The sequence below is a fragment of the Gammaproteobacteria bacterium genome (assembly GCA_022340215.1).
Classification (GTDB): Bacteria; Pseudomonadota; Gammaproteobacteria; order JAJDOJ01; family JAJDOJ01; genus JAJDOJ01.
In genome coordinates, this window is the sequence record JAJDOJ010000001.1 from 1 (window position 1) to 15356 (window position 15356).

The window sequence follows — 15356 nt, forward strand, 5'->3', positions numbered from 1 at the left end:
CTACTGCGCTGATGGGAGCTCGGCTCAAATGCCCCCGATTTTTCGTTGCGTAGGCCCACTATGCGCCTCAAAATCGTGAACATTCGATCTCGCTCTCCCATCATGCTCGCTACGATCACCTAAGTCCGACAGGCTCCTAGACGGCAGAGAGGGTCATGCCTTTCCTGCCGTATATGGTATAGATGGTTCTTCGCGCGCGACACAAGCATGGAATCGATAGCAACAGGTCCCATGGATGTATACCCGTCACGGACAGGTTTCCCCGGTAATTGCACGCCCTCTTCGTCCCGTGGCGGCGTTGCGATTCCTTGCAATAGAGCGGCTATTACGCGTCATCGCGCCTTGCCACGAAACGAATATGACACACACTTTCTCGTGAAAACCTGTCCGCGACGGGTATAGTAAGACGATGAGCGATGCGAATGACCGGTCAATCCGGTTCAGACCCGGCATCCGTTGGTCCTCGCCCGATAGGCGTGACATGTGTCGCGTGCGAGCGCACAATATTCTCCCCATCACAATCATTAAGGAAGGAAAGCAACATGCGAGCCACAAACTATAGGGAACTGAGACCACTGCTGCTGTCAGGATTTCTACTGCTGACACTTTGTGCCATTCCAGGGGCAAACCTGCTGGCGCAGGGCGCCGGAGTCGGCGAACTGGCAGTCGTCACGGCGGAAGTGACAGCAATCGACAAGAAAACGCGAATGATCACCCTGGAGGGGGAAGAAGGTAACGAGGTGACCTTGGAGGCCGGTAAGCAGGTCGCGAACTTCGATCAGATCAAGGTCGGCGATACGGTCAGTGTTAGTTACTACGAGTCCATCGCAATCGCGCTGGGTGAACCCGGTGCGGCACCCGACGTCGAGGATGAGGAAGTCGCCGGCCGCGCTGCCAAGGGGGAATTGCCGGCGGGCATGGTAGCTCAGCAGATTACTGTTTCAGCCAGTGTACTGGCCATCGATAAGAAGAGCCGAACGGTCACGCTGGGCCTTGAGGACGGTTCCGAGGTTGAGCGAAAGGTGGACAAATCCGTTGCCGCCTTCGACGAGCTGAAAGTAGGCGACACGATTCAGGTGACCCTGACCCGCGCCCTTGCGATAAAAGTCGATCGCGTTCAACAATAATCTACGAAGGAGGGGAGCGACGCGGCTACGTTAAAGCGATTGCCGGAAAATGGCATACCAGATCGCGCCGGATTTTCGTTTGTCATCAAGACGCGACAACAGTTGCATTGTTCGACTATGCAACTGTTGTCGCAACATAGAGGACGGACGACAAAGACAAGCAGGATGGTATGTCATTTGACAGAAATCGCCTAAATGCGCGTCGTCCCTTTTCCAGCCGGCCTTAGGAAGAACTACGAACTCTAAGAAGTGTACAGCAGTGGTTGGTGTCTCCCTCGTCGCGGTGGGAGGGGGCTGACTGCTCTTCAAAGAGACACCGTAGCGCTATATGGAATTCAAGGACTATTACGAAATCATGGAGGTCGCGCGGGACGCGACGCAGGACGATATCAAGCGTGCTTATCGCAAGCTCGCCAGGAAGTATCACCCGGACGTGAGCAAGGAATCCGACGCCGAAGCACGGTTCAAGGAACTGGGCGAGGCCTACGAGGTTCTCAAGGATCCGGAGAAGCGCGCGGCCTACGACCAGCTTGGCGCGAACTGGAAGGCCGGCCAGGACTTCCGTCCACCACCGGACTGGGATGCCGGCTTCGAGTTCAGTGGAGGCGGCTACACCGCGGGTGAGGCCGGCGCCCACAGCGATTTCTTCGAGGATCTGTTCGGCCGCGCTGGTGCGTACCAACGGTCTTCGGGCGGTCGGCGCAGCTTCCACATGCGTGGGGAAGACCATCATGCCAAGGTGCTGATCGATCTCGAGGACAGCTTCACCGGTGCGACCCGCTCCATTTCGCTACGAATGCCCGTACTGACCGAGGACGGGCATGTCACTACGCAGGACCGCACCTTGAACGTGCGCATCCCGAAGGGAATCCGGGCAGGTCAGCAGATCCGCCTGGCCGGCCAGGGAGGCCCCGGACTGGGAGACGCCGGGTCCGGGGATCTGTATCTGGAGGTGGAGTTCCGGGACCATCGGTTCTATCGCGTCGATGGCGCGGATATCTATCTCGATCTGCCGGTCGCGCCCTGGGAGGCGGCGCTCGGAGCGAGCGTCAGGGCGCCGACGCCATCCGGGTTCGTCGGTCTGAAGATCCCGGCGAACTCCAGCCAGGGGCGCAAGCTGCGTCTGAAGGGCAGGGGACTTCCTGGTAAGGAACCCGGCGACATGTTCGTGGTCCTGGAGGTCAACCTGCCGCCGGCCGACAGTGAGGCTGCCAGGGCGATCTACAAACAGATGGAAGACAAACTGGGTTTCAATCCTCGCGCGAGAATGGGGGTATCCTGAGCCCATGGCCAAAAAGGACCAGACAGTGTTGGACGTCGAGTTGATCGATGAGCAGACGATAATCACCTTGGCCGATCTGTGCCGATCCTGCGCCGTCGAGGCCGAGTTTATCGAGGCCCTGGTCGAGCAGGGTATCCTGGAGCCCGCTGGCAGACGCGGCCGCCACTGGTGTTTCCCCGCAAACAGCCTGCGTCGTACGCGCGTCACGCTGCACCTGAAGCAGGACCTTGGAGTCAATCTGGCCGGCGCCGCGCTCGCACTCGATCTGCTAGAGCGTATCGAAGAAATCGATGCCCGGTTGCGCAGGATGAGACGAGCGCGGTAGTCGCAGCGCGGCTTTACAACACTTTGTAGTCCATGTCCCTGTCGGAGAGTGATTCGTGACTCTGTACGGACTTTATGTGCGCGACCTTGCTGCCGGCGACCTGGTCTGGTTCACCACCGACGAATCGCTGGAGCCGGGCGAATACGTGCGGGGCAGGCATCATGCACACTCGCCCGACGTCTATATCGCCGAGAGCATTGCGGCGCTGGTGTTGCAGGTCGGGCCGATCGTCCTGCATGCCGAGGATCAGGCGCAAAAATCCCTCGGGACATCCGGTATTTCGTCAGGAGCCCGGGATCGCATTCGGAAAGAGATGACCGAGGGATTGCTGCGGCGCCTCACCGAGACGAGTTCCATTTGGGTTGTAAACCCGAGCTGGGTGGATGAACTGCACCTGTATCCGCACCGCACCCAATGACGCGACGGCGTTCCGCAGCCTGACGGATGCGGAGCCGATGCTGGTCTGGGAGTTACACACCAAGAAATTGCCGGATACCCATGCGGCCCCGAAAGATCAGAAACCCCCGTATGTCTCCCTGGTATGGCAACTACTCCGCGTCGGTCACCAGGTTGGCGTCCGGGATGATCACCGTTTGTCCGCCGACTGTTCTCCGAGCCGAACCGTGAGGTCTACGAAGGCCTGAGAGCTTCAAAGTACTACTTTAAGTGTCGTCTCAAGTAGCCCGCGGTATGGGACCCGCTCCTCGACCTGACGAGATCTTCAGGATTCCCCTCGACGACGACCCGTCCGCCTTCCTCGCCACCCTCGGGCCCCAGGTCGATGATCCAGTCGGCGGCGGCGATGACGTCGAGGTTGTGTTCGATGACCACGACGGTGTGGCCGGCATCGACCAGTCGGTGCAGGACGGCGACGAGTTTCTCCACGTCCGCCATGTGCAGGCCGATGGTGGGTTCGTCGAGGATGTAAAGCGCACGGCCCCGGCGGGGGCCGGTTCTTGTCCCGCGCCCGGGTGCGCAGCGCGACAGTTCGGCAACCAGCTTGATGCGTTGCGCCTCTCCGCCGCTCAGGGTCGGGCTCTGCTGGCCCAGGGTGAGGTATCCGAGGCCGACCTCGCGCATCAGGTCCAGCGGGCGGTGGATGGCGTGGTGCGCGAGGAAGAACCCGGCAGCCTCGTCGACGTTCATGGCGAGTACCTCGCCGATGGTCCGGTCGCGGTAACGCACCCCGAGCGTCTCCTCGTTGAAGCGTGAGCCGCCGCAGGACTCGCAGGTGACGCGCACATCGGGCAGGAAGTTCATCTCGATCCGGCGGACCCCCTGTCCCTCGCAAGCCTCGCAGCGCCCGCCCTTGACGTTGAAAGAGAAGCGTCCCGCTCCGTAGCCGCGCAGGCGGGCCTCCTGTGTTTCGGCATAGAGGCGGCGCACGTGATTCCACAGCCCCACATAGGTCGCGGGGCAGGAGCGGGGGGTCTTGCCGATCGGGGTCTGATCGACCTCGATCACTCGATCGACGTTTTCCGAGCCAAGGATTTCGCGACATGAGATAAGACGTGGCTTTCGCTGCCCCTTGCCGCGCGCGGACAACTGCTTGCGCAGATTGTCATACAGCACCCGGCGCACCAGGGTGCTCTTGCCGCTGCCACTGACGCCGGTGACGCAGATCAGCCTGGCGAGGGGTATATCGACGTCGAGATCGCGAAGATTGTGGAGGCGGACACCGCGCACTCCAATCGAGACCGGTTTGCCGTCTGCGGCTTCTTGCGGTTTGCGCCGGCGCGGGGTCGGTCCGGCGGCCCCGCGTCTGGACAGACAACGGCCGGTGAGCGAATCGGGATGATCCAGGACCGTTTTCAGGTTCCCCTCGGCGACGATGCGGCCACCGCCCGCGCCCGCGCCGGGGCCGATGTCGATCACGTGACCGGCGCGGCGAATGGTGTCCTCGTCGTGCTCCACGACCACAACCGTATTCCCCTTGTCCCTCAGCGATTCCAGCGCATCGAGAAGGCGGCCGTTGTCACGCGGGTGCAGGCCGATCGTCGGTTCGTCCAGCACGTAGCACACGCCGCGCAGGTTCGACCCGAGTTGCGCCGCCAGTCGGATGCGCTGCGCCTCGCCGCCGCTCAGTGTGGGGGCCGCACGGTCGAGACAGAGATAGGACAGGCCGAGACGGCGCAGGAACCTGAGCCGCGAGCGCAGTTCAGGAAGAATGTCGCGCAGGATGGTCCGGGCGCGTCCGCTGGGTTTCTGGCCTCGCAGCCAATCTTCCACACCCGTCACCGTCAAGGCGTTGAGGTCCGCAATGGACAGCCCTTCGAAGCGCACGGCGAGCGCCTCCGGGTTGAGACGTCGGCCGCCACAGGACGCGCAGGGGGTCTCCGATCCCTGCGTGATGCCGTCGTCGTCCGCTATCGCATCGTCACCGTTGAGCGTTTCTTCGAGGCTCAATCCCGTCCCGGCGCACGCCGGACACCAGCCATGGCTGGAGTTGTACGAGAAAAGCCTGGGGTCCGGCTCCTCGAAGCCACGCCCGCACCCCGGGCAGGCGCGTTTGGTCGAGAAACTGCGTTCCGTTCCTTTTCCATCCAGGACCTTGACGGTTCCCTTGCCCGGCCCCAGTGCCGCATCCAGCAGGTCACGCAGTCTGGATTCATTGCGAGGCGTCACCTGAATCTCGCCGACCGGGAGATCGATGGTGTGGTCGCGGAAACGGTCGAGCGTCGGCCAGTCATCGGTGGGCAGCAACTCGCCGTCGACGCGCAGGTGAGGGGAGCCCTTGCGGCCCCAGCGGCGGGCAAGATCCCGATAGAGACCCTTGCGCGAGCGCACCAGCGGGGCGAACAGGGCGATGCGCCTTCCACGCGAGCTCTCCGCCAGTTCGGCCACGATCGCGTCCGGCGGCCGCGGTTCGATCGGGATATCGCATTCGGGACAGTGCTGAACGCCCAGTCGGACCCAGATCAGTCGGAGGAAGTGGTAGATCTCCGTGACCGTCGCCACCGTACTGCGACGGCCGCCCCGGCTGGTGCGTTGCTCGATGGCCACGGTGGGTGGGATGCCGTGGACGGCGTCCACCTCCGGGCGCGATGAGGGCTGCACGAACTGGCGGGCATAGGCATTGAGCGATTCGAGGTAACGGCGCTGGCCTTCGGCGAACACGATGTCGAAGGCCAACGTGCTCTTGCCGGAACCGGAAAGGCCGGTGATCACGGTGAGTTCTCCACGCGGGATGCCGACGTCGATATTCTTGAGATTGTGTTCTCGCGCATGGTGGACCCGTATTTCGGACGACGTGTCAGGCTGGGACATCGGGTCGGCGTCCGCGCGGGGTAGGACCGTATCGGGATCCCTGTCAAAAGCGCCTGACAGCGCCTTGCCGGTATGGCTGTCGCGACAGGCCGATATGGCTTCCGGTGTGCCCTGGCAGACGAGCTCTCCACCCGCTTCGCCGCCTTCGGGGCCCAGATCGATGATCCACCCGGCGTGCCGGATCACGTCCAGGTTGTGTTCGATCACCACCAGGGAGTGACCCGCCTCGATCAGCGAATGAAACGCGTGCAGCAGGCGGTCGATATCGGCAAAGTGCAGGCCCGTGGTGGGCTCGTCGAACAGAAAGAGTTTTCCCTTGCCCGAGCGCCACGCGGTGCGGGTCTTCGCGAGGTGACCCGCCAGTTTCAACCGCTGTGCCTCGCCGCCGCTCAGGGTTGGCACGGGCTGGCCCATTCTCAGATAGTCGAGTCCTACGGCCTCGAGCGGCGCAAGGGCGCGCGAGACGGCAGGATAAGCCGAAAAAAAAGCCAGTGCCTCCGAGACCGTCATTTCCAGTATGCGATCGAACGAGACGCCGTCGGCGTGACCGGGTCCCCGCAGCGTCACCTCGAGGACCGCCGGGCGGAAACGCTTGCCGTTGCAGGTCTGGCAACGCAGGTACACATCGCTCAGAAACTGCATCTCGACGTGCTCGAAACCATTGCCGCCGCAGTCTGGACAGCGGCCGTCGCCGGAATTGAAGCTGAAGGTGCCGGCCGTGTAGCCGCGTTCCACTGACAGCGGTTGTTCGGCGAACAGCTTTCGTATCGCGCCGAGGGCGCCCACGTAGCTCGCAGGGTTCGAGCGCGTGGTCTTTCCGATCGGCGCCTGATCGACCATGACCACCTCGTCGATCCCTTCGTGTCCTGATAGGGAGACGTGCGCGCCGGGCGGCTCGGTGGCGTCGCCGGCGAGTCGCTTGAGGGCGCGGTAGCAGATGTCCTTCATCAGGGTCGATTTTCCCGATCCGCTTACGCCGGTCAGGCAGACCAGCGTGCGTAAGGGCAGTCGCACATCGATGCCCTTGAGGTTGTGCTCCGACGCACCGCGGATCTCCAGGAATCCGTGCGAACCGTCGTTGCCGGTGGGGGGGGAGCCCTCGCCGACCCGCCGGTGGCCTGAGAGGTAGGCCGCAGTGATCGAGTCCCTTTCATTCGCCAGTGTCTGCGGAGTCCCCTCGAAGACGATCCGTCCGCCGCGTTCACCCGGGCCCGGCCCGAGGTCGATAATGCGGTCCGCGCAGCGGATAACCTGCGGGTCGTGCTCGACCACGACGACCGAATTACCGGAGTCACGCAGGCGGGCGATGATGCCGAGCATACGATCGACGTCGCGTGGGTGCAGTCCGATGCTCGGTTCGTCCAGCACGAACAGGGTATTGACCAGCGAGGTTCCCAGGGCCGTGGTCATGTTGATGCGCTGCGCCTCGCCGCCGCTCAGGGTGCGTGACTGCCGGTCCAGGGTGAGGTAGCCGAGGCCGACGTCCACCAGGTAGCGCAGACGGGTCCGGATCTCGTCGAGGAGCCGGGCCGTGGCCAGGCCGTCGCCCGATGTGGAAGAAAGGTGGTCGAAGAACGTGCTGCTTCCCGTGATGGGGAGACCGACGATGTCGTGCAGGCCCAGCCCCGGCAGTTCGCGGAAGGCTTCTTCGGGCATGGTGAATGATTCGGGACGGAACTTCCGCTCTGGTAAACACGCCGACTCGGCGCCTCCGTGTTCGTTTCCGATGCGCCAGTTCAGGGCCTCGGGGACCAGACGCGCGCCGCGACAATCGGGGCAGGTATCGTAACTGCGGTATTTCGACAACAGCACCCGGACGTGCATGCGGTAGCTGCGGCCTTCCAGCCAGTCGAAGAAGCGGCGTATCCCGTACCAGACGCCGTCGTCCCAGTCTCCTTCGCCCTCGATGACCCACCGTTGCGAGCGGGATTCGAGCTCGCCCCAGGGGACGTCCAGCGGCACACCGCGCCCGCGGGCGAAACGCTCCAGGTCTACCTGGCATTCACGGTAGGCATCCGTGCGCCAGGGTTTCACGGCACCTTGCGCCAGGGAGAGCTTGCGATCCGGGATGACGAGATCCTGATCGATGCCGATGACCCGCCCGAAGCCCCGGCACTTCGGGCAGGCGCCCGCGGGCGAATTGAATGAGAACAGCGAAGGGGTGGGGGCGGAGAAATGCCGGTCGCAGTCGGCGCAGTGCAGATCCGCGGAGAAGCGCCTCGGTGCGCCCCGCGGGGCCCCGTCGTGAAGGGAATGAACGGAGACCCGCCCGCGACCGAGCCGAAAGGCCGCCTCCAGGGTCTCGACCAGACGCGATTTGTGCACCGGATCGATCCGCACGCGTCCTGCCAGGACCTCCAGGGTATCGCCCTCCTTCCCGATCAGACGCTCATAGCCCTGGAGCTTGAGCGCCTCTATAACCTCCTGTTCCGGATAGCCCTTCGGGACGACGACGGGGAAGCCGATCCAGGCGGTATTTGAATGTCCCGGCGCGGTGTCCTGTAACAACACAACGGCGACGGTGTCGGCCGTGTCGCGGCGAACCGGACGCCCGCAGCCCGGGCAATAGAGGTGAGCGGCCCGCGCGAAAAGGAGCTTCAGGTGATCGCTCAGCTCAGTCATGGTCCCGACCGTCGAACGGGAGGTGCGCACCGGGTTGATCTGGTCGATCGCGATGGCAGGCGGGATGCCCTCGATGCGGTCGGCACGAGGCTTGTCCATGCGGTCGAGGAACTGACGGGCATAGGGAGAGAACGTCTCCATGTAGCGCCGCTGCCCTTCGGCGTAGAGGGTATCGAAGGCCAGGGATGACTTGCCGCAGCCGCTGACACCCGTGATCACCACGAAGCGATTGAGGGGAATCGTGAGGTCGAGACCGCGGAGATTGTTCTGCCGCGCGCCCCTGATGACGATGTCATCGCCTGCCATGGCCGATCCTCGATAAAATCAGGCAGTATTCTGCTGCGCCGTCGGGGTGGGGACAATGCGACGCCAGCTCGCCCGGATCCCCGCGCTCAAACTCCGCTATCCTCAATGGGTGAACGGATTCCCGGTGTCCTAATCCAATTTCAGATACATAGATACCAGAGGGAGAACGCAATGATTCGAGTGATGCCCCGCAGCGAAGGCAAGGTCCTCGGCGTACAGGCCAGCGAAAAACTGACCGACGACGACTATACGGAAACCTTCATCCCGGCGTTGCAGAAGATGATCGATGAGTACGGCGGCGTCCGGGTCTTGGTCTACATGGACGACAGTTTTACCGGCTGGGAGCCGGCTGCCCTGCTGGACGATGCGAAATTCGGTCTGAAGAACGCGAAAGCGTTCGAAAAGGTGGCGATCGTGGGCGGTCCGGACTGGGTCGGGTGGTCCGTGAATCTATTCAAGCCCTTCTTCAAGGGTGAGATTCGGGTCTTTGACGGAGATGAGCTCGATGAGGCCTGGGGCTGGATTCAGTAGGGAACGCACCTATCGGTGGGGAATCGGTGCCCGGCTGCCAAGGGCGGTGGTGAGACTACCAGTAACGCACGCGCCCCGTATCGATGTGAATGAAGTTGGATTTGGCGTAGTAGCCCACGCCACCGCATCTCAAGTCCATGGCCGCCCTGCGAAGCTTCAGGGTATCCACGCCCGGCAGCCGAATGTCAATGGCCTTGCCCTGCATGTGGAGGCTGCGCTTGGCGACGCGCTTGCTCTTCTTCCTGAGCGCCGCATTGGTTGCCGGAGAGCGGTATCCGGAGACGATCTCGTAGGTGCCTTTGCGCCCGAGGCTGGCCTGCACGTCATGCAGGGCGTCAAGCAGATGCGGGTCGATTTCGTGGATCTCACCGGTTCGAAAGTCCCGCAGATAGGTGTTGATCTCGGAAAGGACATCTACCCGGTAACTGCGTCCGTCGTAATACTCGACCTTTAGCTTTTCGCCCGTGTGCAGGTGATAAAGCGACAGTTCGCGCGGCCTAGCGGCGGCAGCGGCAGAACCCCAGGCCGGCAGCATGACCGCGCCGGCAAGCGATGCGGCAAGACCGGCCGCGAAGCGGCGCCGCGAAGGATTCTCGGGAAGGATGAGCGATGACGGTGCGTTACTTTGCATGTGTCTCCTCAATAGATGGTCGGTTTGATGCACATTCAATTAATTTATCGGCAATCCGTCAATGGGGTTTGTGAATGAGTTGTCGATATTTAATGAGTTGTCGATATTTCCGGTCAATCGGTGTTTTTCTGCTGTATTTCGCCCTGGCAACGGTTTGGGCGGGGACCGAGGGCGCGACATTCGAGCGCCAGATGCGGGCACGAATCGAGGCGTTGCGCGTTGATGAACGTGTGGCGACGGAGATTGGCATTGCCGCGCCCCTCACCGTCGCCGAAATCTACGAACGCAATGCATACCAGGTGCTCTGGACCGACAAGGCCAGCGTGCAGCAGTTGCTTGAGCAGATTTCGGCGTCGCGCGAAGAGGGACTGGACCCCGGGGACTACCATCACCGGGAGTTGCGCCGGCTGGATGTCATTCCCCCAGCCAGTATTGCCCGGAAGGTCGAGCGCGAGTTGCTGTTGACCGATGCCATGGCGCGGCTCGGTTACCACTATCGCTTCGGCAAGGTCGATCCGGTGACCATCGATCCCAACTGGAACTATTCCCGCCGGCTCAATGGTATCGATCCCGCCCAACTGCTTCTGGAAGCGGTTCGAGCGGGGCGGGTGAAGGAGGTCCTGAGAGCGCAGTTACCCGACAACCCCCGCTACAGGGGTTTGCGCGTGGCGTTGCGGCGCTATCGCGCGATGATGGACGCGGGTGGTTGGCCGGTCGTACCGGACGGCCCGGTCTTTCGTCCCGGGAACCGGGATTCGCGCACTCCGCTGCTGCGCCGGCGGCTGTTCGTGACAGGAGACCTCGAGGACGAGTCGGCGATCGACCCCGAGTACGTGGACGATGCGCTGGTCGCCGCTGTGCGTCGATTCCAGTCGCGCCACGGACTGGACGAGGACGGGATCGCGGGGAGGGACACCCTTGAGGTCATGAACGTGCCCCTGGCGGTGCGGATCGGGCAGATCCGGGTCAATATGGATCGTGTCCGCTGGGTTTTCCACGACGTGCCCGAGTCCTACCTCATGGTCGACATCGCCGGATTCCGCGCCCACCTGATCGAGAAGGGCGAGGTCGTCTGGGAATCCAGGGCGATGGTGGGAAGGCCCTTCCGGATGACCCCCGTATTTCGCGCGGAGATGTCCTACGTGGTACTGAATCCCACCTGGACGGTACCGCCACGGATCCTTGATGAAGACATCCTCCCGGAGGTTCGCCGCGATGTCGCCTACCTGGACAGGAACGACTTTCGCGTCATCAACGGGAGGGGTCGTGATGTCGATCCCCGGGATCTGGACTGGTCACGAATCACGTCGGACAATTTCCACTATCTGCTGAGGCAGGCGCCGGGCCCCAGGAATGCCCTGGGGCAGATAAAATTCATGTTTCCGAACCGTCATATGGTCTATCTCCACGACACGCCATCGCGCGCGCTTTTCGGCCGTTCGAGGCGGGCCTTCAGTTCCGGCTGCATCCGGATCGAAAAGCCATGGGATCTGGCAGCGATCCTGCTCGGTTCCGATCCGCAGTGGGACCGCGAGGGGATCGCACGGAAGATCGAGACCGGCGAGACCCGTACGGTGGGTCTGCCCGAGCGGGTTCCAGTGCTGCTCGTCTATTACACGGCCGATGTGCGTGACGACGGCGCGATCCAGTTTCGTAAAGACCTGTACGGGCGTGACGCAAACGTGCTTCAAGCGCTAGACGAAGACGGGACCTTTGTGCTGCCCGTCGATGCGCCCGCGTGGTATCGCTCCGCCGCCAGGAACGAGTCGGCCACCGTGAGGTGATTCCGGTCTCGCCGCAATCGAATCCATCGCCACGCCTCGCCGTGCGTGTCTGGACAGCCCTGTGCCTGGTGTTGGCGTGCTGCGGGGGTGCGATATCTCAGGAGGCTCCCGCGCCAGATTCGAAGGCCCCGGCATCCACCATGGCTGCCGGAGAGATGAGCGTAGAGCATCTCAAGTCGCGCCGTAAGGCCGTCGAGGACGACGCCGCCTTGAGCGACAGCCAGAAGGCCGAATTGCTTGAACTTTATGACAACGCGCTCAAAGACACCGAGATCGCGGGCGAATACCAGGACCGTGAATTCTTTTTCAGAAGCAGCATCGACCTGGCGCCACCGAATGTCGAGGCCGTCCGCGCCAGGATCGAGGAGATCGATGCGTCGGAAGACGTCCCGATCGAGGAATCGCTCGGTGATGCAACACTCAAGGATCTGGAGAAATCCCTGCTCGAGGCCCGGGCGGAACTGGCGTCACTCGATGCGCAGCAGAAGACCCTGGACAGGCAGCTCGAGGATGCGAATCGTCGTCCAGAGCAGGCGCGGGGACGCATTACCGAGGCGCGCGGCCAACTCAATGAGCTAAAGGCGCTGCTGCCTGCCACGGTTGAGACAGACGCCGCATCTCCACGCGCCGCGGCCTTGATGGCTGCACGTCGGGGTAAAGTCGAACACGTCTCGGCGGAGATCGCGATGCTCGAGCAGGAACTCGTCAGCCTGGGTGCGCGCCTCCAGTTGCTGGAGGCGCGCAGAGACCTCGGACAACGCCTCGTGAGGCGCCTGCGCCAGCGGGTGTCCGGTCTGGAGAACCTCGTCGTCCGGGCCAGGGAGAGGGAGGCCCTCGAGGTGACAATCGAGGCGGAACGCGCGGAGCGGGAAGCGGCGGGAAAACACCCGCAGATCGAGAATCTTGCCAGAGAAAACGCGCAGTTGGGCGGTGAGTTGTCGCGCCGGGTCTCGGAACTGACGGCGGCGACGGCGGAACGCGAGAAGGTCGACACGGAGTTGCGGGCCCTGGAGCGATCCTTCAAGCGCGTCGAGCAGCGCTTCGAGATCGCCGGCCTGAGTTCGTCCCTGGAAAAGGTCCTGCGTACCCAGCGCGCACGCTTGCCGGACACCACCGGGTATCGCAAGCGTATCGAGGACGTGCAGGACGCGCTGGCGGACGCGGCGTTCGAGCAGTTCGATATCGAGGACAGGCTACTCAGGCTTTCCGAAGCCCGGCACGCGGTCGAGGCGCGGATGGCGTCCATCGACGAGACGGCGCTTTCGGAGGTAGAGCGGCAGGCGGTCAGTGAAGAGATACATCAGCTGCTGCAGAGCCAACGGGACCTGCTCGGCAGGCTCGGCGCCACCAATGGCAAGTACGGACAGATGCTGGGCGAGATCGAGTACGGGCTGAGACGAGCGATCGAGACCTCCGACCGGTTCGGCGATTTCATGGACGAGCACCTGCTCTGGATTCCCAGCGCTTCACCGGTGAACCGGAAAACGGCAGATTTGCTTCGCCGGGCCGTTCAATGGCTGCTGTCTCCCGCGCAATGGGGAGATGCCTTTTCCGAGCTGTTTCGTCAGGTGCTGACCCATCCTCTGCTGACCCTGGTTGCGGCCTTCCTGATCACCGTGCTGTTCCGTTCGCGCGCCTTCATGCGCCGCAGCCTGCTACGGCTGAACGAGCGCGTCGGCATGCTCTACGCCGATCATTTCCGCTCGACGGCGCGGGCGCTGCTCGTTACCGCCCTGGCCGCCGCCCCCTGGCCGCTGCTGTTCTGGTTTACCGGTGGGCTGCTGCACGGGGCGGAAGACCCGAGCGGCTTCGCCCCCGCGACGGGGCGGGCGCTGCAGACTATCTCGACAACGGCGTTCACCCTCATCGGTTTCAAGCTGCTCTGTTTTCCCTACGGGGTCGCCCGGGTCCATTTCCGGTGGGAGCAGCAGACCGTCAGGACCTGGCGCAGGGAACTGGCATGGTTTGTCCCGCCAGCGCTGTCGCTGCTGTTTCTCACCGCACTGATCGAATCGGCCGGGCGACCTGTGTTCAACGAGAGTCTCGGTCGTGCCGCGTTCGTCGCCCTGGTCATCGTCTCGCTCGTGTTCTTCCACCGGGTACTGAACCCCGCGACCGGCGTGTTGAGAGAATTCTACGAAAAGAACCCAGACAACTTCTTCATCACCCGGCTTCGCTATGTCTGGTACTGGGCGGTTTTCGGACTGGCGCTGTGCTTCTGCGGCCTCGCGCTGTACGGATACTATTACACGGCATTGAATCTTCAGTGGGAGCTGCTGGCGACGGTGCGTATCGTACTCGGCGCGGTCATCCTGTATCACCTCGGCATTCGTCTTCTGGTGCTTGCGCAGCGGAAGATCGTGCTCTTGGACACCCTGGGCAGACGCAAGGCGGAGAAGGCCATGCTGGCAGGCCAGGAAGTGATGGATGGCAAGGCAAACGCCGCGTTGGCCGACATGCTGGAGTTGCCCGGCCCGACGCCAGAATCGATCGACCAACAGACTCGCAAGGTTCTGAACACCGCGATCGGAATCTTCGTCATCGTGACGCTCTGGTTGACCTGGAGCAACGTCGTGCCCGCGCTGGGTATCCTGGACACGATGGTCGTGTGGGAAGCGACCGACGTCGTTGGCGGCGAGGCCACACGGACGGCGATCACCGCGGGCAGCATCGTCTTCGCCCTGCTGATCGCGCTGCTGACCGTCGTCGCCGCCAGAAATCTTCCCGGTACGCTGGAGATCGCAGTGCTGCGTCGCTTCTCGCTGGACCCCGGCACCCGCTATGCCACGACCACGATCCTTCAGTACCTGATCGCCGCCATCGGCATTGTCTACGTGTTCAACAAGCTGGGGTGGCGCTGGTCGGAGATCCAGTGGCTCGTGGCCGCGCTCGGTGTCGGTCTCGGATTCGGCATGCAGGAGATCTTCGGTAACTTCATGTCGGGCCTCATCATCCTGTTCGAGCAGCCGGTGCGCGTCGGGGACACCGTCACCGTGGGCAACGTCACGGGAACGGTCACCCGCATTCGTATCCGGGCGACGACGCTGCTGGACTGGGATCGAAAGGAACTGGTCATCCCCAACAAGATGTTCATCACGGACCAGCTCACCAACTGGTCGCTTTCCGATCCCGTGACACGTGTCATCGTGCCAGTGGGAATTGCCTACGGCTCCGACACCGAGCTGGCGCACCGGGTGATGCTGGAGACCGCGACGAAAAATCCGATGGTGTTGGAGGAACCTGAGCCAGCCGTCCTGTTCCTCGGCTTCGGCGACAGTTCGCTTAATTTTGAGGTGCGCGTGTTCGCAAAGGATCTCGGGGACCGCATGCCCCTGATCCATGCCCTGCACATGGCCATCGATGCTGCGCTGCGCCGGCACGGGATCGAGATCCCCTTTCCCCAGCGCGACATCCATGTGCGAACCCTGCCGGGAGCCACTCCCGGGGGGAGCGGGGAGGAAGAGCCTGGTCCTTGACCGTC

9 protein-coding genes are annotated in these 15356 nt (G+C 62.9%); 7 read left to right on the plus strand and 2 right to left on the minus strand.

Going from position 1 to position 15356, the window contains the following annotated elements; genetic code table 11:
- Positions 1-542 precede the first annotated feature (542 nt).
- From LJE91_00005 to LJE91_00020, 4 genes are all read left to right on the plus strand, one after another.
- A complete protein-coding gene (locus tag LJE91_00005) occupies positions 543-1127 on the plus strand; it encodes a hypothetical protein (GenBank protein MCG6867146.1) in 585 nt (194 codons plus the stop codon).
- 328 nt (positions 1128-1455) lie between these two features.
- Entirely contained in the window at positions 1456-2409 is a 954-nt protein-coding gene (locus tag LJE91_00010; GenBank protein MCG6867147.1) for a DnaJ domain-containing protein, read from the plus strand.
- A gap of 4 nt (positions 2410-2413) precedes the next feature.
- Entirely contained in the window at positions 2414-2734 is a 321-nt protein-coding gene (locus tag LJE91_00015; protein ID MCG6867148.1) for a chaperone modulator CbpM, read from the plus strand.
- A 55-nt stretch (positions 2735-2789) separates the two neighbouring features.
- Positions 2790-3152 (plus strand): hypothetical protein, encoded by a 363-nt coding sequence (locus LJE91_00020; GenBank protein MCG6867149.1) that lies wholly within the window; start codon positions 2790-2792, stop codon positions 3150-3152.
- Positions 3153-3391: 239 nt separating this feature from the next.
- Here the strand turns inward: LJE91_00020 and uvrA are convergent, their stop codons facing one another.
- Positions 3392-8929, minus strand: coding sequence for an excinuclease ABC subunit UvrA (gene uvrA, locus LJE91_00025; GenBank protein MCG6867150.1), 5538 nt, complete (start codon positions 8927-8929; stop codon positions 3392-3394).
- 171 nt (positions 8930-9100) lie between these two features.
- Between uvrA and LJE91_00030 the strand changes: the two genes are divergently transcribed.
- Positions 9101-9460: an STAS/SEC14 domain-containing protein gene (locus LJE91_00030; protein MCG6867151.1), complete on the plus strand. Its 360-nt coding sequence runs from the start codon at positions 9101-9103 to the stop codon at positions 9458-9460.
- Between the two features lie 55 nt (positions 9461-9515).
- Here LJE91_00030 and LJE91_00035 read toward each other — a convergent pair whose 3' ends face one another.
- Entirely contained in the window at positions 9516-10091 is a 576-nt protein-coding gene (locus LJE91_00035; protein ID MCG6867152.1) for a DUF882 domain-containing protein, read from the minus strand.
- Positions 10092-10183: 92 nt separating this feature from the next.
- Here LJE91_00035 and LJE91_00040 point away from each other — a divergent pair, with 92 nt between their 5' ends.
- Both LJE91_00040 and LJE91_00045 read left to right on the plus strand, forming a co-directional pair.
- On the plus strand, positions 10184-11875 hold the full coding sequence (locus LJE91_00040; GenBank protein MCG6867153.1) for a L,D-transpeptidase family protein: 1692 nt from the start codon (positions 10184-10186) through the stop codon (positions 11873-11875).
- A gap of 155 nt (positions 11876-12030) precedes the next feature.
- A complete protein-coding gene (locus LJE91_00045; GenBank protein ID MCG6867154.1) occupies positions 12031-15351 on the plus strand; it encodes a mechanosensitive ion channel in 3321 nt (1106 codons plus the stop codon).
- The last annotated feature ends 5 nt before the right edge of the window (positions 15352-15356 follow it).

Bases quoted from the DNA above. Each gene is read 5' to 3' on its own strand.
- LJE91_00005 (MCG6867146.1), top strand. From the start codon at position 543: ATGCGAGCCACAAACTATAGGGAACTGAGACCACTGCTGCTGTCAGGA.
- LJE91_00010 (MCG6867147.1), top strand. From the start codon at position 1,456: ATGGAATTCAAGGACTATTACGAAATCATGGAGGTCGCGCGGGACGCG.
- LJE91_00015 (MCG6867148.1), top strand. From the start codon at position 2,414: ATGGCCAAAAAGGACCAGACAGTGTTGGACGTCGAGTTGATCGATGAG.
- uvrA (MCG6867150.1), bottom strand. From the start codon at position 8,929: ATGGCAGGCGATGACATCGTCATCAGGGGCGCGCGGCAGAACAATCTC.
- LJE91_00030 (MCG6867151.1), top strand. From the start codon at position 9,101: ATGATTCGAGTGATGCCCCGCAGCGAAGGCAAGGTCCTCGGCGTACAG.
- LJE91_00035 (MCG6867152.1), bottom strand. From the start codon at position 10,091: ATGCAAAGTAACGCACCGTCATCGCTCATCCTTCCCGAGAATCCTTCG.
- LJE91_00040 (MCG6867153.1), top strand. From the start codon at position 10,184: ATGAGTTGTCGATATTTCCGGTCAATCGGTGTTTTTCTGCTGTATTTC.
- LJE91_00045 (MCG6867154.1), top strand. From the start codon at position 12,031: ATGAGCGTAGAGCATCTCAAGTCGCGCCGTAAGGCCGTCGAGGACGAC.